General features: G+C 63.6%; 24 protein-coding genes. 10 read left to right on the forward strand and 14 right to left on the reverse strand.

Annotated elements, in window-relative coordinates; all coding sequences use genetic code 11:
* Positions 1 to 30 precede the first annotated feature (30 nt).
* The 3 genes from NKI06_RS09525 to NKI06_RS09535 all read left to right on the forward strand — a co-directional run bounded on the left by NKI06_RS09525 (position 31) and on the right by NKI06_RS09535 (position 2,422).
* Positions 31 to 528: a CYTH domain-containing protein gene (locus NKI06_RS09525; RefSeq protein ID WP_352758469.1), complete on the forward strand. Its 498-nt coding sequence runs from the start codon at positions 31 to 33 to the stop codon at positions 526 to 528.
* Positions 529 to 614: 86 nt separating this feature from the next.
* A complete protein-coding gene (locus NKI06_RS09530; protein ID WP_352985024.1) occupies positions 615 to 1,553 on the forward strand; it encodes a CHAD domain-containing protein in 939 nt (312 codons plus the stop codon).
* A gap of 41 nt (positions 1,554 to 1,594) precedes the next feature.
* Positions 1,595 to 2,422: a C40 family peptidase gene (locus tag NKI06_RS09535; RefSeq protein WP_023687509.1), complete on the forward strand. Its 828-nt coding sequence runs from the start codon at positions 1,595 to 1,597 to the stop codon at positions 2,420 to 2,422.
* Positions 2,423 to 2,472: 50 nt separating this feature from the next.
* On the opposite strand, the gene NKI06_RS09540 is transcribed toward NKI06_RS09535, so the two are convergent.
* Both NKI06_RS09540 and NKI06_RS09545 read right to left on the reverse strand, forming a co-directional pair.
* A complete protein-coding gene (locus NKI06_RS09540; RefSeq protein WP_023819279.1) occupies positions 2,473 to 3,849 on the reverse strand; it encodes an adenylate/guanylate cyclase domain-containing protein in 1,377 nt (458 codons plus the stop codon).
* A 174-nt stretch (positions 3,850 to 4,023) separates the two neighbouring features.
* The gene (locus NKI06_RS09545) at positions 4,024 to 4,824 is read right to left on the reverse strand and encodes a helix-turn-helix domain-containing protein (RefSeq protein WP_023687511.1); all 801 of its coding nucleotides are present in this window, start codon (positions 4,822 to 4,824) and stop codon (positions 4,024 to 4,026) included.
* 115 nt (positions 4,825 to 4,939) lie between these two features.
* On the opposite strand from NKI06_RS09545, the gene NKI06_RS09550 reads away from it, so the two are divergent.
* A complete protein-coding gene (locus NKI06_RS09550) occupies positions 4,940 to 5,797 on the forward strand; it encodes an NHL repeat-containing protein (RefSeq protein ID WP_023687512.1) in 858 nt (285 codons plus the stop codon).
* 18 nt (positions 5,798 to 5,815) lie between these two features.
* On the opposite strand, the gene NKI06_RS09555 is transcribed toward NKI06_RS09550, so the two are convergent.
* On the reverse strand, positions 5,816 to 7,537 hold the full coding sequence (locus NKI06_RS09555; protein WP_352985026.1) for a SulP family inorganic anion transporter: 1,722 nt from the start codon (positions 7,535 to 7,537) through the stop codon (positions 5,816 to 5,818).
* A gap of 79 nt (positions 7,538 to 7,616) precedes the next feature.
* On the reverse strand, positions 7,617 to 7,886 hold the full coding sequence (locus NKI06_RS09560) for a helix-turn-helix domain-containing protein (protein WP_352985028.1): 270 nt from the start codon (positions 7,884 to 7,886) through the stop codon (positions 7,617 to 7,619).
* 79 nt (positions 7,887 to 7,965) lie between these two features.
* Here NKI06_RS09560 and NKI06_RS09565 point away from each other — a divergent pair, with 79 nt between their 5' ends.
* Complete coding sequence (locus tag NKI06_RS09565) at positions 7,966 to 8,157, forward strand: hypothetical protein (RefSeq protein ID WP_155923589.1); 192 nt, start codon at positions 7,966 to 7,968, stop codon at positions 8,155 to 8,157.
* 16 nt (positions 8,158 to 8,173) lie between these two features.
* Here the strand turns inward: NKI06_RS09565 and NKI06_RS09570 are convergent, their stop codons facing one another.
* Both NKI06_RS09570 and NKI06_RS09575 read right to left on the reverse strand, forming a co-directional pair.
* A complete protein-coding gene (locus NKI06_RS09570) occupies positions 8,174 to 8,884 on the reverse strand; it encodes a phosphatase PAP2 family protein (RefSeq protein WP_023701943.1) in 711 nt (236 codons plus the stop codon).
* 4 nt (positions 8,885 to 8,888) lie between these two features.
* Positions 8,889 to 9,230 (reverse strand): hypothetical protein, encoded by a 342-nt coding sequence (locus NKI06_RS09575; protein ID WP_023681268.1) that lies wholly within the window; start codon positions 9,228 to 9,230, stop codon positions 8,889 to 8,891.
* 230 nt (positions 9,231 to 9,460) lie between these two features.
* On the opposite strand from NKI06_RS09575, the gene NKI06_RS09580 reads away from it, so the two are divergent.
* The gene (locus NKI06_RS09580; protein ID WP_023687518.1) at positions 9,461 to 9,685 is read left to right on the forward strand and encodes a hypothetical protein; all 225 of its coding nucleotides are present in this window, start codon (positions 9,461 to 9,463) and stop codon (positions 9,683 to 9,685) included.
* An 80-nt stretch (positions 9,686 to 9,765) separates the two neighbouring features.
* Here NKI06_RS09580 and NKI06_RS09585 read toward each other — a convergent pair whose 3' ends face one another.
* The 3 genes from NKI06_RS09585 to NKI06_RS09595 form a co-directional block, all read right to left on the reverse strand.
* A complete protein-coding gene (locus tag NKI06_RS09585) occupies positions 9,766 to 10,446 on the reverse strand; it encodes a GNAT family N-acetyltransferase (RefSeq protein ID WP_352655500.1) in 681 nt (226 codons plus the stop codon).
* Complete coding sequence (locus NKI06_RS09590) at positions 10,443 to 10,928, reverse strand: MarR family winged helix-turn-helix transcriptional regulator (RefSeq protein WP_023825834.1); 486 nt, start codon at positions 10,926 to 10,928, stop codon at positions 10,443 to 10,445. Before NKI06_RS09590 ends, NKI06_RS09585 begins: the two co-directional genes overlap by 4 nt.
* A gap of 232 nt (positions 10,929 to 11,160) precedes the next feature.
* The gene (locus NKI06_RS09595; protein ID WP_352985031.1) at positions 11,161 to 12,309 is read right to left on the reverse strand and encodes a flavin-containing monooxygenase; all 1,149 of its coding nucleotides are present in this window, start codon (positions 12,307 to 12,309) and stop codon (positions 11,161 to 11,163) included.
* Between the two features lie 187 nt (positions 12,310 to 12,496).
* Between NKI06_RS09595 and NKI06_RS09600 the strand changes: the two genes are divergently transcribed.
* Positions 12,497 to 13,528, forward strand: a complete 1,032-nt coding sequence (locus NKI06_RS09600; RefSeq protein WP_352985032.1) for a phosphatidylglycerol lysyltransferase domain-containing protein — start codon at positions 12,497 to 12,499, stop codon at positions 13,526 to 13,528.
* Between the two features lie 172 nt (positions 13,529 to 13,700).
* Here the strand turns inward: NKI06_RS09600 and NKI06_RS09605 are convergent, their stop codons facing one another.
* Positions 13,701 to 14,462 (reverse strand): ABC transporter permease, encoded by a 762-nt coding sequence (locus tag NKI06_RS09605; protein ID WP_023805830.1) that lies wholly within the window; start codon positions 14,460 to 14,462, stop codon positions 13,701 to 13,703.
* Positions 14,459 to 15,385, reverse strand: coding sequence for an ABC transporter ATP-binding protein (locus tag NKI06_RS09610; protein ID WP_023687524.1), 927 nt, complete (start codon positions 15,383 to 15,385; stop codon positions 14,459 to 14,461). Before NKI06_RS09610 ends, NKI06_RS09605 begins: the two co-directional genes overlap by 4 nt.
* A gap of 270 nt (positions 15,386 to 15,655) precedes the next feature.
* On the opposite strand from NKI06_RS09610, the gene NKI06_RS09615 reads away from it, so the two are divergent.
* Complete coding sequence (locus NKI06_RS09615) at positions 15,656 to 17,017, forward strand: cytochrome ubiquinol oxidase subunit I (RefSeq protein WP_352985034.1); 1,362 nt, start codon at positions 15,656 to 15,658, stop codon at positions 17,015 to 17,017.
* 108 nt (positions 17,018 to 17,125) lie between these two features.
* Positions 17,126 to 18,130: a cytochrome d ubiquinol oxidase subunit II gene (locus NKI06_RS09620; protein WP_352985036.1), complete on the forward strand. Its 1,005-nt coding sequence runs from the start codon at positions 17,126 to 17,128 to the stop codon at positions 18,128 to 18,130.
* A 166-nt stretch (positions 18,131 to 18,296) separates the two neighbouring features.
* Here NKI06_RS09620 and msrA read toward each other — a convergent pair whose 3' ends face one another.
* The 3 genes from msrA to NKI06_RS09635 all read right to left on the reverse strand — a co-directional run bounded on the left by msrA (position 18,297) and on the right by NKI06_RS09635 (position 20,201).
* The gene (msrA, locus tag NKI06_RS09625; protein ID WP_023736977.1) at positions 18,297 to 19,022 is read right to left on the reverse strand and encodes a peptide-methionine (S)-S-oxide reductase MsrA; all 726 of its coding nucleotides are present in this window, start codon (positions 19,020 to 19,022) and stop codon (positions 18,297 to 18,299) included.
* A 111-nt stretch (positions 19,023 to 19,133) separates the two neighbouring features.
* Positions 19,134 to 19,418, reverse strand: coding sequence for a hypothetical protein (locus tag NKI06_RS09630; RefSeq protein WP_352985038.1), 285 nt, complete (start codon positions 19,416 to 19,418; stop codon positions 19,134 to 19,136).
* A gap of 81 nt (positions 19,419 to 19,499) precedes the next feature.
* Positions 19,500 to 20,201, reverse strand: coding sequence for a DUF1223 domain-containing protein (locus tag NKI06_RS09635; RefSeq protein WP_352985039.1), 702 nt, complete (start codon positions 20,199 to 20,201; stop codon positions 19,500 to 19,502).
* A 193-nt stretch (positions 20,202 to 20,394) separates the two neighbouring features.
* Here NKI06_RS09635 and NKI06_RS09640 point away from each other — a divergent pair, with 193 nt between their 5' ends.
* Positions 20,395 to 20,766: an endonuclease domain-containing protein gene (locus NKI06_RS09640; protein WP_023681256.1), complete on the forward strand. Its 372-nt coding sequence runs from the start codon at positions 20,395 to 20,397 to the stop codon at positions 20,764 to 20,766.
* Positions 20,767 to 20,888 lie beyond the last annotated feature (122 nt).

Raw genomic sequence — 20,888 nt, forward strand, 5'->3', positions numbered from 1 at the left:
GTCGGGCCGCAGACGCTTTAGTGCGCGGCCATGGGCAAGGAAGTCGAACGCAAGTTCCTGGTCTCCAGCGCCGAATGGCTAGAAATGGCCGAGGCGAATATACGCATTCGCCAGTTCTACCTTGCCGCAGCACCTGGCCGCACCGTGCGCGTGCGCATCAGCGACGGCAGTTCGGCGAAGCTGACGCTTAAATTCGGCAGCAAGATCCGCGAGCGCGACGAATACGAATATGAAATTCCACTGGCCGACGCAGAGGAGATGCTGGCCTTCGCCATCGGACATGTCATCGAGAAGACACGCCACCATGTTAGGCATCGCGGCTATCTCTACGAAGTCGATGTTTTCGGCGGGATCCTAGCCGGCCTTGTGGTGGCCGAACTGGAGACGCCGGAGGATGTACCTGACGAAATGCTGCCCGATTGGCTCGGCCGCGAAGTGACCGGCGAGCAGAGATTTTACAACGCGTCGCTCGCCCTAGAGCCGGATGATTTTAGGTCGGGTCGACCTAAAATCGGAATCCGGCTCTAAATCAAAAGAGATGGAGCATGATGTCGTCCGAAAACCGCTTCACACTTTTCGGCATCATGCTCTAGGGGGATTCCGGAGATCGCCGCATGAGCTTTCGCATCGATCCGCGCCTGCCGCTGACCGGCGAGGTCAGGCGTATCCTTGGCGAGGAGATCGGCAAGGCGCTTGCCCATCTGGCCGTCGCGCGCGACCAGCCGGAGCAGGCATTGCACAAATGCCGCAAGCGGCTGAAGAGCGCGCGCGCCTTGCTGCGGCTGGTCCGTTCCGGAAATGAAACATTCTGTCGGACTGAGAACCAATGCTACCGTCAGGTGGCGGCGCTGCTTGCCGGGCCGCGCGAGGCGACCGCGCTGGTCGAGACCGTCGACCGGCTGGCAGCCGCCTTTCCCGAGCAGGTTGCCGGCGGCGGCCTCGACAGCGTGCGCGACCGGCTGATTGCCCGCCAACATGAAATGCATGCCGGCGCCGGCCTCGACGCCGCCATAGGCGCGGCCACCGCCGCCTGCGAGGAAGGCCTGATCAGGATAGAGCGGCTGCTGCTCCCCGATCTGCCTGAGCATGCAGCCGATGTGGTTGCGGAAGGCGCTCGCAAGACCTTGCGCCGTGCCAGGAAGGCGCTGGACCGGGCGGGATCGCGCGGCGAAGCAGAGGATTTCCACGATCTGCGCAAGGCTGCCAAGACCCACTCGATGCATTTGTCGCTGCTCGGCCGGCTGTGGCCGACGCCGATCAAGGTGCGGCGCAAGGCAGTTGACGAACTTGGCGAAAAACTCGGCGAACTGCACGACGTCTTCGTCATGCGCGTGTTGCTCGAGGCCGACGGTGAGCCGCTCGGCGATGCGCAGGACACAAGGCTTCTTGGCAAGCTTTTGAAGCGCTCGGAAAAAAGCCTGAAGAAGAGCTGCCTCGCCGGAGCGGCCGAGCTGTTCGGCGACAGCCCCAAGCGCTCGACGAAGAAACTCGCGCGCAATGCGCGCGACGACCTCGCCGGCCCGGTATTGTCGAAAGAGGTCCCGGTCGGTTGATCATGGCCGAGGACGTCACCTCGTGCTAGTCACACTTTACCATGACCGCGCCGCGCGACACGCTTCTCGACCGACTTGGCCGCTGGCTTGCCGGCCGGCTGCAGGACGAATCCTCGGGCTATGAGCCCTACACGCCGTCCGACGCCGAGACGTTGCGGCGCACGCTCGAACCCGGCGACATCCTGCTCATCGAAGGCAACCAGAAGATCTCCGCGGCCATCAAATACCTGACACAGTCGACCTGGTCGCATGCGGCCTTCTATATCGGCGATGCGTTGTCCGAACCGGAGGACGGATCGGAACGGCGTCGGCTGATCGAAGTCACGCTCGGCGAAGGCTGTGTCGCCGTGCCGCTGTCGCGCTACCGCACCTACAACACCCGTATCTGCCGGGCGAGCGGGCTGGCGCCGGAAGACCGCGACCATGTCGTCGCCTTCATGATCGGCAAGCTCGGCCTGAAATACGATCTCAAGAACATCTTCGACATGCTGCGCTTTTTCCTGCCGACGCCACCGGTGCCGGTGCGCTGGCGCCGCCGCATGCTGGCTTTCGGTTCCGGTGACCCGACGCGCGCCATTTGCTCGACGCTGATCGCCGAAGCCTATGGTGAGATCCGCTACCCGATCCTGCCCGAAATCACCCGCGCGCCCGGCCGCGCCTCGGCGCAGTCGAACTATTCGCGCCGCGAAATCCTGCACATCCGCCACCACTCGCTCTACACGCCGCGCGACTTCGACCTGTCGCCCTTCTTCCGCATCGTGAAGCCGACGCTGGAATTTGGTTTCGACTACCGGGCGGTGACCTGGGAGGACAAGGCAGGCACCGACGCCGCAGCCGCGAAGGCTGGCGCAATCGCCTCAGACACGTGATGGCTTCGGCCTGAGTCATGAGGTTCAGGCGTCTCACATGGCGGCCTGCATCACGCCGAAACCGCAATAGCGCCCTGGTTTTCGGCCCTGTGTTCGACCCAGACATGGACCGGTTCGTCCCGGCCGCGGATGCTAACCGGTCCATGATCGCGCGCATTCAACCGTGTCGTTGGCGATTCCGCCTTCGCGGCCTCAATCAGTCGTGACCCAAAGCAAATATTCGCCTGAAGTTCCCGGCAGAGCGCCTGCAAACGGCTGGCGACGTTGACGGTGTCGCCCACCACCGCGAAGGACAGGTTGCGCTCGCTGCCGACCGCGCCGAGGACGACGGCGCCATATTGTGCACCGATCCGAACGTCCAGCGGCGGATATCCTCTGGACACCCGCTGGACATTCCAGTCTTCGATAGCGGCGATCATCGCTTCAGCGCACCGGATGGCCCGGGTTGCGTCGTCATGGCTGGCTTGCGGAACCCCGAAGGTCGCCATGATGCAATCGCCGATATAGTTGTCGACGGTGCCATGGTGGTCGAAAACGACCTGCTCCATGCGACGGTGGAACTGACGCAGTAGTTCGAACACTGCTTCGGCCGGATGATCCTCGGAATAGTGTGTGAAGCCGACGATGTCGGCGAACAGCACCGCGATATCCTGCCGGCGGACCGGACCGAAGGGCTCGTCATCCGAGGCGAGCTGGTCGACGACATTGGGCGAAAAATGCCGGGCGAGATTGGCGCGGGCGCGCTCCGCCTTGACATAGTCTTCCGACAGATGCCGGGAACGGGAGACGACCAGCGCCATGATCGCGCCGATAATCAGGACAACCAACACATTGGTCGCCTGCGCGAACGTATCGACGAAATTGGGGTTGAGATAGAGATTCAGTCGCTCTGTCATCGGCAGCGAATAGAGGTTCGTTGCCGGAATGACGGTTCCCGCATGAAAAACCACCCATCCCACCCCGATCGTCCACGTCAAGGCCGCGAGCGCGCCGAGATAGAGCGCCAATCGTGTCGAAAGGGTCAGCGCGCCAAGGCATACGAAAATCAGCAGGAATTTGAAGCTGCCCTCGCGCAGTTGCATCGCGGCCGGCGCGACCTCGAGGGAAAACGGGTTGGGCGTTACCAGCAGAACGGTCAACAGAATGATGTCCAGCGTACCGACGAGGTAACCGATCCACCATGGCGCGTTACGACGGCGCGCAAAGCGAAACTGGATCAGGCCGACGAGTTGGAACAGCGCGAGGCCCGCCAGCACGAAGAGCAGCGAGGCATCCCAGCGGCTGATCAATGAAAAGAAGCAGGAGATCACGGCGAGCGATGCCGTGCGCGCCCAGAACTGCAATGCAGCACCTTGGCGTTCTGCGCGCTCCCGCAAATTTTTCAGGCGCGAATAGCGGCGAAGTTCAAGTGTTGGCGCGGTCGGCATAGGATCACTTCGATTTTGCGGGGACGGTCACGCATTCGGCAAACCCGCCCCGTACAGTCTGGCAAATCAGCGCGCGAACTCTATCATGAATGTGGCTTCATTTTTGAAGCACCTCCGGACTGGAGCGCGACAAGCTCAGCCGCCAGATGCAATCCTGCTCGGATGATTGCCCACTCAAGCCGGCAAAGGACGGCGTCCCTTTGCAGCAGCGGTGGGCCGGTCTGACGCCCCGGCATCCCTGGGGTGCGGGCCGATCGGCATGATCGCCGGAAACGGGGTTGCGCCAAAAGCAAATGTCCATTTGTAGCCGGTCAGCCCGTCTTCCGGCGTCGTGTGCTGGTCGTGATGGGCGAGCAGTTTGGCGCGCTCGGCCAGTTCCTCTGCCTCGCGCTTCACCATCTCCGCCGTCTCCGGCCGCATCCGCCTGGAGAAAGAGACGAAGGTCGCTTCCCGCTCCAGATGGGTGATCGCCCAGCCGATGAAATTCTTGTTTGTCATCTCGAACAGCGGCCTGAGCGGCCCTTCGAAATTCCACTGGATCGGTGTGTCGACCAGCAGCCGTGCCGACAGCCCGCTGCCCAATGCGATCAGACCGAGCGCTTCGAGATCGCGCAGATAGAGGAACATCGAGGCTTCGCTCAAGCCTTGCGAGCGCATGACGCCTTCGGGCGTGAACTTCTCCGACAGCATGACGAAGATGAACAGCAGCGCCGGCCGTCCCGCGAGCTTGCGCTCGATCTCCGGCGCGATGCGATTGACCGGTCCCGGCCCCCTGTTCATCGATCCGAGCACGTTTTCCAGCTCGACGCCGGCGGCGGCGCAGATCCCGACGAGACGGTCGAGCTTGCAGTTGCGCTCGTGGAAGATGCGCTTCACCGTCGGCTCGGAAATGCCCATACGCCCGGCTAGCTCACGATAGGTGACGCCCTTGGCCTTCATCGTCCGCTTCAGCGCCTCGAAGATCAGGCCGTTCATGGAATGCACCTCTTTTGCGCCATTTCGTATCGAATTTCGATACTAGCTCGAATCGTCCTTCCGGAAAAGTATCGAAACTCCTAGCTCTCCGCTATCCATCACAGGAGACCTGGCCATGAAAACCCTCATCACCTCGATTTGCGTCGCCGCCTTCGCTATCGCGCTCGCACCTGCGGCCGAGGCCGCCGAACTCTGGCGCGCCTCGGGCTTCGAGCAACCGGAAGCGGCGCTGTTCGACGCCGCCAACAATCGCATCATCGTCTCCAACATCGTCGGCAATCCCGGCGAGGCCGACGGCAACGGCTATCTCTCGGTGCTGTCGCTGGACGGCAAGGTCGTTAGCCGGCACTGGACCGCCGGCATGGATGCACCGAAGGGCTCGGCGATCTCCGGCGGCAAGCTCTACGTCGCCGACATCACCAAGGTGCGCATCGTCGATCTCGCCAGCGGCAAGCTGGTCTCGACCATCGATGTGCCCGGCGCCGTCTTCCTCAATGACGTGACATCGGACAGTTCGGGCAAGGTTTATGTCACCGACATGCTGGCCGATGCGATCTACCGCATTGACGGCGACAAGCCGGAACTGTTCGTGAAGGATGCGAAGCTCGCCGCACCCAACGGCATCTTTGCCGATCGCGACCGGCTGATCGTGGCGTCCTGGGGCAAGGGCATCAAGCCGGACTTCAGCACTGCCGCGCCCGGGGGCCTGCTGTCGGTCGATCTCGCGACGAAAGCCGTGACGCCGCTGCCTGGCGCACAAAACTTTGCCGACCTCGACGGCGTCGTCGCCATCGGCGACAGCATCTACGCCACCGCCTTCATGACCGGCACGCTCTATCGGTACAAAGTCGGCGAGGCGCCGGAGGCTGTAGAGCAGTTCAAGCCGGGCAGCGCCGATATCGGCACAGACGGCACACGGATTTTCGTGCCGCTGATGAACGAGGGCGAGATCGCGGTGCTGAGCCTGGACTGACGGCGCACACTTGCCGGCTCAGCCAGCGGGCGCGGCTTTGAGTTGCGCCCGCGAATCCTTGATCGAGGCGGCAAAGGTCACCAGCGGCCGCTTGACGCCGTGGTTGATCAGCATGCGCCGTGTCTGCGGCGAGGCACCGGCGATGATGAAACGCACCCCTGCGCGCTTCGCCTTGTGCGCCGCGCCCTCGATGACATTGGCCGCGGTGGAATCGAAGAACGGCACCGCCGAACAATCGAGGATGAAGTTCTTGCGCTGGTCGGCGATGCGGTCGAGCACCGTGCCGACAGTCGAGGCGGCGCCGAAGAAGAAGGCGCCGGAGATGCGATAGACGACGGTGTCGGCGTCGCTTGCCTCGCTTGCATCGTAGGCGCGGCCGCTGCTGTCGGCGACATCGTCCTGCACCAGCGGCAAATCCGCCTCCACGGCGATCGACTTGGCCATACGATCGATGAACAGGATCGAGCCTAGCGCGAAACCAACGACGATGCCTTCGGTGAGGTCGCGGAAGACGACGATCAGGAAGGTTGCCATCAGCACCAGGGCGTCGCCGCGCGAAGCGCGCAGCAACGTGGCGAAGGCCTGCTTCTCGAACATGTTCCAGCAGACAACCGCCAGCACACCCGCAAGGGCGGCAAGCGGGATGTAGCTGGCCAGCGGTGCGGCCAACAGCATGAAGACCAGCAGAAAAAGCGAATGCAGCATGCCGGAAACCGGCCCATGCGCGCCGGCCCGCACATTGGTGGCGGTGCGGGCGATGGTGCCGGTGGTGCAGATGCCGCCGAACAGGGCAGACGCGATGTTGGCAAAGCCTTGCGCCACCAGTTCGCAATTGGAACGGTGACGCCGCCCGGTCATGCCATCGGCGACCACGGCCGAGAGCAGCGATTCGATGGCGCCGAGCAGCGCAAAAGCCACCGCATCCGGCAGCACCGCAAGCGCCTTGTCGAGGTTGAGTGCCGGCAGTGCCGGCAACGGCAGGCTGCGCGGAATGCCGCCATAGCGGGTGCCGATCGTTTCCGCCGGCAGCGAAAGCAGCGCCACGACAAGGGAGGCCAGTCCGACGGCGATCAGCATGCCCGGCCAGCCGGGCCGCCAGCGCTTCACCCCGACGATGGTGGCGATGGTCAGCGCCGCCACCAGCGTTGCCGAGATATTGAGCGTGCCGGCCGCGTGGCCGATCGCCATCAGCTTCGGCAGCAGCGGCCCGGGCTCCGGCCCGGCAAGCCTCAGCCCGAACAGTTCGACGATCTGGCCGGAGAAGATGATGACTGCGATGCCGGCGGTGAAGCCGACCGTCACCGGGTAAGGGATGAATTTGATATAGGTTCCGAGCCGGAGATAGCCGATGGCGAGCAGGAAGATGCCGGCCATCATCGTCGCCAGCAGCAGTCCGTCAACGCCTTCGCGCTGCACCGTCGCCGCCACCAGCACGATGAAGGCGCCGGCCGGGCCGCCGATCTGGAAGCGGCTGCCGCCGAGCGCCGAGACGATGAAGCCGCCGACAATGGCCGTGAACAGGCCGCGCTCCGGCGTCACGCCCGAAGCAATCGCAATCGCCATCGACAGCGGCAACGCGACAATAGCGACGGTCAGCCCGGCCATGAAGTCGGCCTTGAACTGCGGCAGGCGGTAACCTTCGCGCCAGACCGTCACCAGCTTGGGCGTGAACAGCTCTGAAAATGTCGGCTTTGCCGACTTCTGGGCCGGTTGATGCACTGCCCGCCGGATCTGATCCATGGACTGCCTTCCGCTTGCGTGAAGGCGGCGGGATCGTCGGCAGGACTGTCGGCGGTCGCCGTCGCGACTATATGCCGGCTCAGCCTTGCGGGTTCGGCGGCGCGATCGGCTTGAGGCGCACGCCCCGGCCGCCGCGCTCGCTGGTCTGGTTCTCGCCGATGAGCTCCACCCCGGCCTCGTCGAGAGCCTGGATAACCTTCATCAGCGTATCGACCACACCCCTGACCACGCCGTCACTCGCTTCCATGCGCTGGATTGTCGGAAGCGAAACGCCGGCACGCTCGGCGAGCGTCTTCTGATCGATGCCGGCCAGCGCCCTCGCGGCGCGCATCTGCGCGGCAGTGATCATCGGTCGGAACCCCCGTCTGAGTCTGCGGAGACGACGTGTAATACAATCATAGTGATGTTTCAACCATCATAAAGCATACATGAAACATGATCTCTCCACAAAGCCGGATGGCGGGATACGGGATGAGCATGCTACGCTACCGCCTTGGCTCTTATTGGCGGGGAAATATCAGTTGAAGATTTTCAGGACCTTGACGACGTCGGCAGCCTTGCTGTCGGCGGTTTTTCTGCTGGCAGGCTGCGGACACGGGCTGATCAACCGGCTGATTTGAATGTCGCTCCGGATCGTCAGTCTTCGGGCTCGTTGCCATCGGCCACCGCCTTGTTCCGCTGCAGCATTCGCGCCGCCAGCCAGCACAGCGTCGCCCAGGTGAAGCCGGCGCACCATCCCGCCAGCACGTCGGAAGGCCAGTGGACGCCGAGATAGACGCGGCTGACGCCGACCAGCAGCGTTACCAGCACCGCCAGGCTGAGGACATAGATTTTCGTCGTTCGTCCCGGCAGGAAGCGCGCTGCCAGCGAGCCCAGCGTGAGATAGGTCACCGCCGACAGCATGGCGTGGCCGCTGGGAAACGACAGCGACGTCTCGTTGGCCAGGTGCGAGACAAGATCGGGGCGCGGCCGGTCGATGCCGGCCTTGAGCAAGGTCGACAGCAGCTGCCCGCCGGCCACCGCGACAAAGATCAGCAGCGCCGTCCTCGGCCTACGGATCAGCAGGAGGTAGACGATCACCGCCGTTACGATCAGCGCCAGCACGCTGGAGCTGCCGAGGCTGGTGATGTCGCGCATCGCGCCTTCCAGCCATGCCGGGCCGACGGGAACATCCGGCTGACCCACTTTTCGGAAAGCGAGCAGGATCTCAGTATCGAAAGCGTGCGGCGTGGTGGCCCGCGCCACCTCCATCAGTTCCTCGAAGCCCCACAGCCCGGCGGCTATCACCAGCCCGGCCAGCAGCACCGGAAATTCAAGCCAGTTGGTGAACGCACGCGGGGTCTTCATCGGATTACAGTCGCCCCTGCAGGTAAGGCCCGAGCGAGATCAGCACCACCGCCGCGATGGCCAGCACGATGCCGGTCGCCTGCAAGGCATTGACGCGTTCGCCGAAGAACACCAGCGCCACCACATTGACCGCCACCAGCTGGATCACCGCCGACAGGCTGAACGAGACCGACATGCCGAACTCACGAACCAGCCGCAGCATCATCAGATTGCCCGCCGTATAGAGCGCCAGTGTCAGCACGATCTTGCCAAGGCTTGGCGCCAGCCCCCATTGCTTGGCCGCGATGGCCGCCAGCAGGAAGATCACCGTCGAAATGACGAGCTGCGCCAGTCCCCAGAAACTCACTTTTGTGCCTCGCTGTCGTTTGTGGCAGCTCTTGTTTCGCAAGCGTGGCGGCACGTCAAGCAGACTGCGGCGGAACAGGCCACGGCCGAGGTGCTGAATGAATGGCAGCGCGATCGCGGTCTGACTGCCACGCTCGGTCGGATTCGTGCAAACCCAGGCAGCTGCGCTCAAGCATTGGAAAAGAATGGACTTTTAAACATGGCGTCCTACGTCTTCTGGAGGAGACTGCGATGCCAAAGTCCGTCTATGACCGTGGCCTGCTGAAACCCGACGACATCGCCAGGCTGCAACGCGTGTTCGACGAAGCCTGCCGCAGGCGCGACGTGCATCCCGATTCCGCGGATGCGCGGGAGATCGCGCTGAACCTGCTTGCGCTGCACAATGCCGGCATGGTCGAGGAAGATATGCTTATGGAAACCGTGGGTTTCCGCCGGTTGGAGCCGAAATCAGCCTGAGGCCCGCAAGGCGGCCTGGAGCAATTCCAGGAAAAGTGTGAAGCGGTTTTCCGTCCGGAATTGCGTAAAAATAAAGGCCTCTAGCCGGCGCGCTGCACGACGGCCACATTCATCTCTGCCCGCAGCCTGAAGCCGATGGATTCGTACAACCCAACCGCGCCGGCATTGCTGGCATAGGCATGCAGGTAGGGAACTTCGCCGCGCGCAAAAATTCGGTTGGCCACGAACACCGACAGCAGCCGGCCGAGGCCGCTGCCGCGAAATTCGGGATGCGAGCAGACGCCGCTGAGTTCGCTGTAGCCGGGCTGCTTCATGCGCTCGCCGGCCATCGCCGCCAGCCGGCCGTCGATCTTCACGCCCCAGAACTCGCCGAGGCTCAGCGCCTTGAGCGTGAACGGGCCGGGCTTGGTCAGTGACGCCAAAGCAAGCATCTCGGCCGCGTCGTCCTGCGTCAGCTGCTGTACACGCTCGTCCGACACGGAAGGCAATGGCGCCTCGGCAGCCATCTGAACGCCGAAGGCGGTCACGGTCGCGGTCAGTTCCGGCGGCAAGGCAATGGGGTCCGCCTGGAGCATGAACACGCTCTCACCTGCAGGAATGAGGCTTGCGAGCGCCTGCAGGCTCTCAGCGTCGTCTGCCCCGGAAGCCGCGAAGGGGACGATCGAGGAGGGATAGCGCCTGGCGAGCCTGTCGCCATACGCAAAGATCCGATGCCGCGTGTCGAGCGCGCTCCAGACCGGACGATCGAGGACATGGCTCATGGCGCGACATCCTGTTTCACACGACGGTCGAGCGGGGCCGCGGCCAGGCCGTCCTCTATTGCCGAGAGTTGTTCGAGAAGCGGCCCTGCAAGGCCTTTGCACAAGTCGGCAACGGCGTTCTCGATGCGCGGCCAAACGTCCCGCTTCGCCCTGTCGACCAGGCGCTGGCCGTTGGCGGTCAGCGAGATCATCCTGCGGCGCTGGTCGTCGTTCGATGGCGCGGCCTCGACCAGCCCCAACTCGGCCAGCAGCGCCACGCTGCGCGTCACCCCCGGCTGGGTGATCCCCAGTGACTGCGCCAGCTCGCCGACAGGCAGCGGCCCGAGCCGGTCCAGCGCGGCCAGCAGAGGATACTGGCTGGACTGCACCGGCACCTCCAGCCCATCGAGCATGCGCTGCGTATCGGCCTGCAACTGCTCGCCGATACGCTTCAGCCTGCTGCCGAGGGTGAGGTAGCCAAGGGATCGAATGATGTCTTCCATGGTCGGTTTGTCCAATTTTGATAACATGTTATATAAGAAGACATGAAGTGGATACAAGCGCCTGCGTTGGGAGATTGGCCGCAAGCTCTCAGCTTCGTCATCCCACTGGCGAAGCAGCCGCGCAGCGGCGTCGCGAAGACCCGAGAATGACGAAGGGACGGGGCGCTTCGGCTAACCGCCAAAATATACGATCCCGCCATGCAGATGTGTCGGACCAAGCGCACCGCAGCGTCTACAACCCCTTGGCGATCTGACGGGCAATTGCTTCGGCCTGCAGGCCGGCGCTGTGAAAATAGCTGGTCAGGCTTGGCCGCATGCCGATGAACCACAGGCCGGGCTGGCCGCTCGGGGTGCCGCCATTGGCCTTCGGCACGCCCTTGGCGTCGAGCACGCCGAGATCGCCCAGCATGGCCTCCAGGCCGGTGCGATAGCCGGTTGCCGCGATCACTACATCCGGCTCGAGCACCGTGCCGTCGTTCAGCCGCACGCCGGCGCCTTCGAAAGCCGCCACCGGCGCCACCACCGAAATCCGTCCGGCCTTCAGCGCTGCGACGGCGCCGTCGTCAACGGCAATAGCGATCTGCTCGACGCCGAGCCGGCTGGCGCCGCCCTTCGGCGCCGGCGGCAGGCCGAAGCGGGTGAGGTCGCCGAACACCAGCCGCTGCGTCGCGGCAATCGCGGCATCGGCAATCCACGTCGGCAGCATCGCCATGAAACCGCCGAAGCGCGCCACGGCGACCTTGCCGATCCGTTTCGGCATCAGCGACGGACCCTGCCTGGCTGACAACCAGATGGCCTTGGTGTCGGCACGGGCGAGGTGGTTGAGCACGTCGAAGCCGGAATTTCCGGCCCCGACCACCAGCACGCTTTTGCCCACATAGTCCTGCGCTGTGCCGAAATCGGCAGCGTGGACAAGTTTGCCGGTGAAAGTCGCCTTGCCTTGCCAGTCCGGCGTCCATGGCAAGCGGTCGCGGCCGGTGGCGACGATGACATTGCGGGCGCTCAGCGTTTCCCGGCCCGTATGGACGAGCCAGCCATTGCCTCTGCGTTCGATCCGCTCGACGGCGGTGCCGAATTCGACCCTTATGCCGCGCGCGCGGGCAAAATCCTCGAGATAACCGACGATGGCATCCTTGTTCGGAAAGGCGGCGGTGCGTGGCGGATAGGCAAGGCCGGGCAGGGCCGATAGCGCGCGATGCGTGTTGAGGGTCAGCTTCTCGTGCCGCCCTCGCCACGGTTCGGCGATCCGCGGCTCCTTTTCAAGCACGACGACCCGCACGCCGCGCCGGCCAAGCGCGTCGGCGGCCGCCAGCCCCGCCCCTCCGGCGCCGATGACGATAACCGTATAGTCGGGTCCTTTCGGCCCCAGGACGATAGGCATCGTTTCGCTTGTCGTAGCCGCCATTCGGTCGAGATTTCCTTTTAGGTGCGCCATGGGGACCCGTCCTATATGGCACGTCCCATATGGCACAGGGGCGATATGATCGATAATGAGGTCGCGTCAATGCGACTGATTCGAGGCCTTGGGGGCAAGCCTCTGTTTATCATCGGCACGCGGAAGCTCGACCATGCCCTCCTTGCGTATCTTTCTCGACAGACTGCTGGAGGGCGCCGCAGCCAAGGTGCCGCGCCAGGATTTTTCGCATGTCGAGCGGCTGGCGCTTGTCCGCCAGCACGGCGACTTCTCGCTGGCCTATTCGACCGCCGTGCAGCAAAAACTGTCCTATTTCGGCGACGCCGACGGCTACATCGCCTTCGGCACCAAGATGAAGCACCATTTCGCGCTCGGTGACCCGGTGGCCCATCCGGCTGATCGGCCCGACTATATCAGGCGCTTTGTCGAAGCCGCCGACAGCCCGTGGTTCGTGCAGATCGGGGAACCGACGGCGCGCGTTCTGGCCGGGCTCGGCTACCAGGTCAACCGTCTCGGCGTCGACACGCGGCTGGAACTGCCGGCTCACGATTTTTCCGGCAAGCGCAACGAAACCGTGCGCTATTCCGAACGCTGGCTCTTGAAGAAGGGGTTTTCCTTTGGCGAAGGAGCGGTCTATCTCGACGAGGTCCAGCGCCTGTCGCAGAACTGGCGGGCCGACCGCATCGTCAAGCGCTGGGAGATGGCGTTCCTCAACCGCCCCTTTGCCGATCATCTCGGCATCGATATGCGCCGTTTCGTGCTCTACAGCCCGGAAGGCGAGCTCGTCGCTCTGCTCGATTTCGATCCGATGTTCCGGGATGGCAAGGTGATCGGCTACACCACCTCGTTCAAGCGCAAGCACATCGATGCCTCGCCGCATGCCGAAATCGGGCTGACCAAATTCGCCGTCGACCGGTTTCGCAATGAGGGCATTTCGGTCGTCACGCTCGGCCTGTCGCCGATGCTCGATGTCGGAGCCAACGGCTTTGCCGAATCGAGCTTCTGGCGCAACGCCTTCGAGCGGGCCTATGAGTCTCCCTGGGTCAACCGCAGCAAGTTCAACCTCAAAGGCCAGGCGGCGTTCAAGCGCCGCTTCCACGGCATCGAGGAACCGACCTACATCGCCTTCCGCCATGGAAGGCTGATCGAGATGCTGGGGTTGCTGCGCCTCATCAAGGCGATCTAGCAAGATCCGTGGCGGCCAACGTGGCCAATTTGCCCTCAGCAAAACTGTTGATTTGACCGGCGCACGGGCGATCGCCTATTTGCATGTCGCTCAAAAGCGGTCCCGATTTTGAGCAAACGACATGCGCGTCGCCTGAGTCCGTTCAAACGCGACGCGCTTAAGAGCGGCAGGGTCAGTTGCGCAGCCGGTAGCCGGTCCGGAAGATCCAGGCGACGATGGCGATGCAGATGGCGAGGAACACCATCGTCATGCCCAGGCTGACGGCGACCGAGACATCGGACTTGCCGTAAAAGCTCCAGCGGAAACCGCTGATCAGGTAGACGACCGGGTTGAACAGCGTCACCGTGCGCCAGGCCTCGGGCAGCATGTTGATCGAATAGAAGCTGCCGCCGAGGAAGGTCAGCGGCGTGATGATCAACAGCGGCACCAGCTGCAATTGCTCGAAGCTTTTCGCCCAGATGCCGATGATGAAGCCGAACAGGCTGAAGGTCACCGCCGTCAAGACAAGGAAGGCCAGCATCCAGAACGGATGCTGGATGGTGAGCGGCACGAACAGCGAGGCCGTCGCCAGGATGATCAGGCCGAGGATGATCGACTTGGTCGCGGCGCCGCCGACATAGGCGATGACGATCTCCAGATACGACACCGGCGCCGACAGGAGCTCGTAGATGGAGCCGACGAATTTCGGGAAATAGATGGCAAAGGAGGCGTTGGAGATCGACTGCGTCAACAGCGACAGCATGATCAGCCCCGGCACGATGAAGGCGCCGTAGCTGATGCCGTCAATCTCGGTGATGCGCGAGCCGATGGCCGAGCCGAAGACGACGAAATAAAGCGATGTCGAGATCACCGGCGAGACGATGCTCTGCAGCACGGTGCGGAACGCACGCGCCATCTCGACCCGGTAGATCGCCCATACTGCTCGCCAATTCATGGCTCTTGCCTCAACAGATTGACGAAGATCTCCTCGAGCGAGCTGTTTTGCGTGTCCATGTCGCGGAACTGGATGCCGGCCGTCTCGAGTTCGCGCAGCAGCGATGCGACGCCGGGGCGTTCGCTCTGATTGTCATAGGTGTAGGTCAGCTGTGTGCCATCGCCCGACAGCTCCAACGCGTAGTGCGAGAATGCATCGGGAATGGCGGGGAGCGGGTTGCGCAATTCCACGATCAGGCGCTTGCGGCCGAGCTTGCGCATCAGTTCGGCCTTGCCCTCGACCAGGATGATCTCGCCGCGGTTGATGACGCCGACACGGTCGGCCATCGCCTCGGCCTCTTCGATATAGTGCGTGGTGAGGATGATGGTGACGCCATCGTCGCGCAACCGTCGCACCATCGCCCACATGTCCTGGCGCAGTTCGACGTCGACGCCGGCCGTCGGTTCGTCGAGGAACAGGATGCGCGGCTCATGCGACAGCGCCTTTGCAATCATCAGCCGCCGCTTCATGCCGCCCGACAGCGTGATCGCCTTGGCGTCCTTCTTGTCCCACAACGACAGGTCGCGCAGCACCTTTTCGACGAAGCCCGGATTGGGCGCCTTGCCAAACAGGCCGCGGCTGTAGGTGACGGTTGCCCAGACGCTCTCGAACGCATCGATGGTCAGCTCCTGCGGCACCAGCCCGATCAGGCTGCGCGCCGCGCGGTAGTCTCGGTTGATATCATGGCCGTCGACGGTCACCGTTCCCGACGAACGGTTGACGATGCCGCAGACGATCGAGATGAGCGTCGTCTTGCCGGCGCCGTTCGGCCCCAGCAGCGCGAAAATCTCGCCGCGTTCGATGTCGAGGTTGATTTCCTTCAGCGCCTTGAAGCCGGTGGCGTAGGTCTTGGTGACCCCGGAAATCGAAATGATGGAAGGCAAATTAGTGGAAGACATGAGGCCGAAAACGACTGTTTGAAAGAGGCGGGGATTATTATTGCGCTGAATGTCGGTGCGCACGGCGGGAAGTCAATGCCGCTGCTGACAATTGTGGACAAACGTTCCCCTCTTGCCGTTTCGTCATGGGGGTATCGGGGCACTGACGGATTGATCCCATCTGCTGCGACAACGCGCCCCGCGTGACGCCAAGCCGCTTTGACCGGACCGCATCCGCCGCCTATTCTGCGCCAACAAACAGCAGCCGGAGCCCGCATGGACCCGCTCATCCTGTCGCGAATGCAGTTCGGGGCGAATATCTCGTTCCACATCCTGTTTCCGACCATCACGATTGCGCTTGGCTGGGTGCTGCTGTTCTTCAAGCTCCGCTACAACACCACCAATGATTCCGCCTGGATGCGCGCCTATTTCACCTGGGTGAAAGTGTTCGCACTGTCCTTCGCCATGGGCGTGGTCTCCGGCGTCACCATGAGCTTCCAGTTCGGCACCAACTGGCCGGGCTATATGGAAAAGGTCGGCAACATCGCCGGGCCGCTGCTTGCCTACGAGATCCTCACCGCCTTCTTCCTCGAAGCGGCCTTCCTCGGCATCATGCTGTTCGGGTTCCGCCGCGTCTCCAACCGCGTCCACACGCTGGCGACGGTATTGGTCGCCGGCGGCACCACGCTGTCGGCCTTCTGGATCATTGCGCTGAACTCCTGGATGCAGACGCCGGCCGGCTTCGAGATGATCGACGGCAAGGCGCATCCCGTCGACTGGTGGGCGATCGTCTTCAACCCGTCCATGCCCTACCGTCTGACGCATATGCTGCTCGCCTCCGGCCTGACGGTGTCGTTCCTGATCGCCGGCCTGTCGGCGCTGCGCTATCTCACCGGCGACCGGTCGGAATCGATGTGGAAGGCGCTGCGCACCGGCGTCTTCACCGCCGCCATCCTGATCCCGATCCAGATCTTCGCCGGCGACCAGCACGGGCTGAATACGCTGGAGCACCAGCCGCAGAAGATCGCCGCCATGGAGGCGAACTGGAACACCGGCCCCAACGTGCCGCTGGTGCTGTTTGCGCTGCCCGACGAGGCGGCGAAGGAAAACAAATTCGAGATCGCCATTCCCGACGGCGCCAGCCTGGTGTTGCGCCATTCCACCAGCGGTATCGTGCCGGGGCTCAACGACTATCCCGGCCTGCATCCGCCGGTCTTCCCGGTGTTCTGGGGCTTCCGCATCATGGTCGGCACCGGCATTTTGATGCTCATCGTCTCGTGGTCGGCGACCTTCTTCCTCAAGCGCCGCCACAGCCTGCCGAGGCCGCTGGCCATGCTGATGGTGCCGATGGCGCTGTCGGGCTGGCTGGCGACGCTCGCCGGCTGGTACACCACCGAAATCGGCCGCCAGCCCTGGCTGGTCACCGGCGTGCTGAAAACCGCCGACGCTATCGGCCCGGTCGCCGGCAGCCATGTCGCGCTGACGCTCGCCATCTATCTCATCCTCTATGTGCTGCTGTTGATCGCCTATCTCGGCGTGCTGGTGCACCTGGCGCTGAAGGCCGCCAAGGACGGCGATACCTCGCCGCTCCCGGGCGTCATGAAGACGGCGATGTCGCAACCGGCCGCGGGAGAGTGAGGAATGGTCCGCGTAGCGGACGAAAAGCCAACGATTTGGCTTTTCGAATGACGAACGCCCGGAGCCATAGCGAAGGGCAGAACCGTTGATGAGAGGGATGACAGACCGATGACCTTCGACTGGCCAACCGCGCTGCCCCTGATCTTCGCCGGCCTGATGGGCCTCGCCATCCTGATCTACGTCATTCTCGACGGTTTCGATCTCGGCATCGGCATCCTGTTCTCGGTCGCCGAAGATGCCGAGCAGGACACCATGATCGCGGCAATAGGCCCGTTCTGGGATGCCAACGAGACCTGGCTGGTGCTGGCCGTCGGCCTGCTCCTGGTCGCCTTTCCGCTGGCGCATGGCGTCATCCTCACCGCGCTCTACATTCCGGTCTTCGTGCTTTTGGTTGGCCTCATCCTGCGCGGCGTCGCCTTCGATTTCCGCGCCAAGGTGCCTGCCGGCAAGAAGCATCGCTGGAACCGCATTTTCTTCCTCGGTTCCGTCATCGCCTCGCTGGCGCAAGGCTATATGCTCGGCGTCTATGTGCTTGGCCTCGATGTCGGTGTTGGCGGCATCGCTTTCGGCGCGCTAGTGGCGCTCTGCCTATCGGCGGCCTATGCAGCGATGGGCGCGGCCTGGGTCATCTACAAGACCGAGGGCGAATTGCAGAGGAAGGCGGTGGCCTGGCTGCGCACGGCCCTGGTGCTGACGGCGCTCGGCATGGCGGCGGTGTCGCTGGCGACCCCATTCGCCAGCCCGCGCATCTTCGCCAAATGGTTCGTCTGGCCCGAAATGCTCTATCTGTCGCCGCTGCCGATCCTGTCGGCGCTGCTGTTCCTGTGGCTGTGGCGGCAGACCTTCCACCTGCCCAAGCCCGACGACCGCCACGCGCTGCGGCCGTTCCTGACGCTCGCCGCCATTTTCGCGCTCGGCTTTGCCGGGCTTGCCTGGTCGTTCTACCCCTTCGTGGTGCCCGACAGGCTGACCATCTGGCAGGCGGCGTCGGCGACGGAAAGCCTGGCCATCATCCTCGCCGGCACGGTGGTCGTGCTGCCGGTGATCATCTTCTATTCGTTCTATGCGTATCGGGTGTTCGGCGGGAAGGCGACGGATCTGACGTATGATTGAAGGGGAGCTGATCTCCCCCCTTGAGGGGGAGATGGCCGGCAGGCCAGAGGGGGTCGCCGCCCGTGGAGCGCTAACCTTCTTCTGCCGCAGGAGGTCGCGTCCGGTCGGACCGACCCCCTCTGTCGCCTCCGGCGACATCTCCCCCTCGAGGGGGGAGATTAGGTGCTCAGCTCTTCCCCGCCAGCACGAGCACCGGCTTCTCGCTGTACAACCCCGGGAACAGCGACTTCAAATTCGCCACCTTGGGCAGGTCGTTGTAGACGATGTAGGGGTAGGTCGGGTTCAGCGTCAGAAAGTCCTGGTGATATTCCTCGGCCGGATAGAAGGTTTTGCCCGTCTCCAGCGTGGTGACGATCGGCTTGGCAAACACTTTCGCCTGGTCGAGCTGGGCGATGTAGCTCTGGGCGATCTTCTGCTGCTCGCCATTCTCGGCAAAGATGGTCGAGCGGTACTGGGTGCCCGAGTCGGGGCCCTGGAAGTTCAACTGCGTCGGGTTGTGGGCGACCGAGAAATAGACCTGCAGCAGCTGGCCATAGGTCACCTTGGACGGATCGTAGGTGATCTCGACCGATTCGGCGTGGCCGGTGCGGCCGCTGCCCACCGTTTCGTAGACGGCGTCATCCTTGGCGCCGCCGGTGTAGCCGGAGACGGCCTTGGTCACGCCCTTGACGTGCTGGAACACGCCCTGCACGCCCCAGAAGCAGCCGCCGGCGAAGATAGCCTTCTCGCTGCCGCTGGCGGCCTTCTCGTCCACTGCCGGCGGCGGGATCACCACCGCGTCCTCGGCCGAACGCGCCGGGCTCTGCCAGAAGGCGGCCGCCGCGGCGGCGACGATGAGCGCGGCAAGCGCGCTCTTGAAGATCGGCGTTCTCGTCCTTGCAATGCCGGTCATGTCTGATCTCCTTGATGGTGGCGAAGACTATACGACAGAACGTCCCGCCTGGTTTCTCAAATTGCCGTGCGCCGGCCCGGCCACTGTGCGGCCGGGCCATGGGTCCCCGCCTTATTGCGCGGGCGGCATGGCGTCCGCCGGCTTCATCGCATCCGTTGCGGGCTTCATCGCATCAACCGGCTTCATGGCGTCGGTGGCGGGTTTCATCGCATTCGTCGCCATTGGGTCGGCTGGCTTGATGGCATCGGTCGCCGGCGCCATGGCATCGGTCGCGGGCTTCATCGCATCAGTTGCCATCGCCGGCTTCATGGCGTTGGTCGCTTCGTCCCCGCGGGCGCCGGCGGCGAAGCCGGTCATCGAAAGCGCAAAAGCGAGCGCGGTCAGGGTCTTGCTCATGATGGTATTTCCTCCTTGAAGAGGGCGCGCGGATGCGAGCCCGGTTATGCCGCGCTAGCGGCGTTGCGTAGAAAAAGAAAATCAGTCGGCGGCTGCAGCCAGGATCGGCCCACCGCCCGGCGACTGCACCAGCACGGCGGTGCTCAAGCCGCCGGAGGCTGCCGGCAATGGCAGCGTGGTGGCGTCGCCGCTCCAGCTGCCGAGTTTCTCCAGCGAGTGCACGACATTGGCATGCGGCAGCGTGCGGCCGGTGTTCTCGCCGCGCGCCACCGGCACCTCGACGACGCCCTTGTTGTAGCGAACCAGCCAGACATCAGCGCGGCCGGCCGGCGCGGAACCGACGCCGATGCTGATCTTGCCGCCGTCGAGCGACAGCGTCGGCCCCTTCGTGCGGCCATTCGCGGAAATCAGCTGCTCGATCTCGCCTGATGCCGCGCCCACCGCGTCGGCACCGCCATTGACCACCACCTGCGGCGTGAACGGGCCGGAGCGGCCGAGCGACGGCTCATAGCGCACCTGGCGCTGGGTAAATTCCTCGCGGCCGAAAATGTCCTTCCAGCCGAGATAGTCCCAGTAGGTGACGTTGAACGACAGCGCCAGAACGCCCGGCTCGTCCTTGACCTTGATCAGGTTGGCATTGGCCGGCGGGCAAGACGAACAGCCCTGGCTGGTGAACAATTCGACCACGGTGAGCGGCTGGGCGAAGGCGGTGCCGCCAAGCATCATCAGCGCCGCGCCTGCGGCGGCCAGCATGCCGGCGCGTTTTGGGTTAAGTCCAGTCATCGGGGGTCTCCGTTGCGGCGGGTTCTTCCCACACTTCGTCGCTGCCAGAGGCTTCGTTACATGGTTCACCGCTTCGTGATTGGGGCGGACGCGTCGTTGCCTTCTCCCCATGTGGGAGAAGGTGGATCGGTGCGAAGCGCCGAGACGGATGAGGGGTGTTCCAGCGGAGTGAGACGTTGGTTAATCTAACGTCATGCCACATCAGCCCGTCGCTCCTGCCAAACGAAACTTTGCCCGTTCGCTCCGACGTGAAATGACGGAGGCGGAAGACAAACTGTGGCACGAACTACGTGACCGCAGGCTCGATCGGATCAAATTTCGGCGCCAAGTTCCTGTTGGAAAATACGTTGCCGATTTCGCTTGTCTTGAATCACTCCTCATCATCGAGATCGATGGGAGTCAGCATGCGGACTCAGAGTCAGACCAGGCCCGTAGAACGGAACTGGAGGCGAGAGGCTTTCGTGTGTTGCGCTTTTGGAACGACGATGTCCTGAAAGACATGGACAGCGTCTGCACCACGATAATCGCTTATGTAAGGGATGTCAGTTTGCAGCCATGGCGGTGAAAGAACGCCGGCGTCAAGCTGGAACACCCCTCATCCGTCTCGGCGCTGCGCGCCGATCCACCTTCTCCCACAAGGGGAGAAGGCAAGGGCACCGCCACCCCGCTTGCCCCTGCAACCCGCCC

This window comes from Mesorhizobium sp. M0772 (genome assembly GCF_040320135.1).
GTDB lineage: Bacteria > Pseudomonadota > Alphaproteobacteria > Rhizobiales > Rhizobiaceae > Mesorhizobium.

Excerpts from the sequence above, each read along its gene's own strand:
- NKI06_RS09525 (WP_352758469.1), top strand. The coding sequence starts at position 31 with ATGGGCAAGGAAGTCGAACGCAAGTTCCTGGTCTCCAGCGCCGAATGG.
- NKI06_RS09530 (WP_352985024.1), top strand. The coding sequence starts at position 615 with ATGAGCTTTCGCATCGATCCGCGCCTGCCGCTGACCGGCGAGGTCAGG.
- NKI06_RS09535 (WP_023687509.1), top strand. The coding sequence starts at position 1,595 with ATGACCGCGCCGCGCGACACGCTTCTCGACCGACTTGGCCGCTGGCTT.
- NKI06_RS09540 (WP_023819279.1), bottom strand. The coding sequence starts at position 3,849 with ATGCCGACCGCGCCAACACTTGAACTTCGCCGCTATTCGCGCCTGAAA.
- NKI06_RS09545 (WP_023687511.1), bottom strand. The coding sequence starts at position 4,824 with ATGAACGGCCTGATCTTCGAGGCGCTGAAGCGGACGATGAAGGCCAAG.
- NKI06_RS09550 (WP_023687512.1), top strand. The coding sequence starts at position 4,940 with ATGAAAACCCTCATCACCTCGATTTGCGTCGCCGCCTTCGCTATCGCG.
- NKI06_RS09555 (WP_352985026.1), bottom strand. The coding sequence starts at position 7,537 with ATGGATCAGATCCGGCGGGCAGTGCATCAACCGGCCCAGAAGTCGGCA.
- NKI06_RS09560 (WP_352985028.1), bottom strand. The coding sequence starts at position 7,886 with ATGATCACTGCCGCGCAGATGCGCGCCGCGAGGGCGCTGGCCGGCATC.
- NKI06_RS09565 (WP_155923589.1), top strand. The coding sequence starts at position 7,966 with ATGAAACATGATCTCTCCACAAAGCCGGATGGCGGGATACGGGATGAG.
- NKI06_RS09570 (WP_023701943.1), bottom strand. The coding sequence starts at position 8,884 with ATGAAGACCCCGCGTGCGTTCACCAACTGGCTTGAATTTCCGGTGCTG.
- NKI06_RS09580 (WP_023687518.1), top strand. The coding sequence starts at position 9,461 with ATGCCAAAGTCCGTCTATGACCGTGGCCTGCTGAAACCCGACGACATC.
- NKI06_RS09585 (WP_352655500.1), bottom strand. The coding sequence starts at position 10,446 with ATGAGCCATGTCCTCGATCGTCCGGTCTGGAGCGCGCTCGACACGCGG.
- NKI06_RS09590 (WP_023825834.1), bottom strand. The coding sequence starts at position 10,928 with ATGGAAGACATCATTCGATCCCTTGGCTACCTCACCCTCGGCAGCAGG.
- NKI06_RS09595 (WP_352985031.1), bottom strand. The coding sequence starts at position 12,309 with ATGCCTATCGTCCTGGGGCCGAAAGGACCCGACTATACGGTTATCGTC.
- NKI06_RS09600 (WP_352985032.1), top strand. The coding sequence starts at position 12,497 with ATGCCCTCCTTGCGTATCTTTCTCGACAGACTGCTGGAGGGCGCCGCA.
- NKI06_RS09605 (WP_023805830.1), bottom strand. The coding sequence starts at position 14,462 with ATGAATTGGCGAGCAGTATGGGCGATCTACCGGGTCGAGATGGCGCGT.
- NKI06_RS09615 (WP_352985034.1), top strand. The coding sequence starts at position 15,656 with ATGGACCCGCTCATCCTGTCGCGAATGCAGTTCGGGGCGAATATCTCG.
- NKI06_RS09620 (WP_352985036.1), top strand. The coding sequence starts at position 17,126 with ATGACCTTCGACTGGCCAACCGCGCTGCCCCTGATCTTCGCCGGCCTG.
- msrA (WP_023736977.1), bottom strand. The coding sequence starts at position 19,022 with ATGACCGGCATTGCAAGGACGAGAACGCCGATCTTCAAGAGCGCGCTT.
- NKI06_RS09630 (WP_352985038.1), bottom strand. The coding sequence starts at position 19,418 with ATGAGCAAGACCCTGACCGCGCTCGCTTTTGCGCTTTCGATGACCGGC.
- NKI06_RS09635 (WP_352985039.1), bottom strand. The coding sequence starts at position 20,201 with ATGACTGGACTTAACCCAAAACGCGCCGGCATGCTGGCCGCCGCAGGC.
- NKI06_RS09640 (WP_023681256.1), top strand. The coding sequence starts at position 20,395 with ATGCCACATCAGCCCGTCGCTCCTGCCAAACGAAACTTTGCCCGTTCG.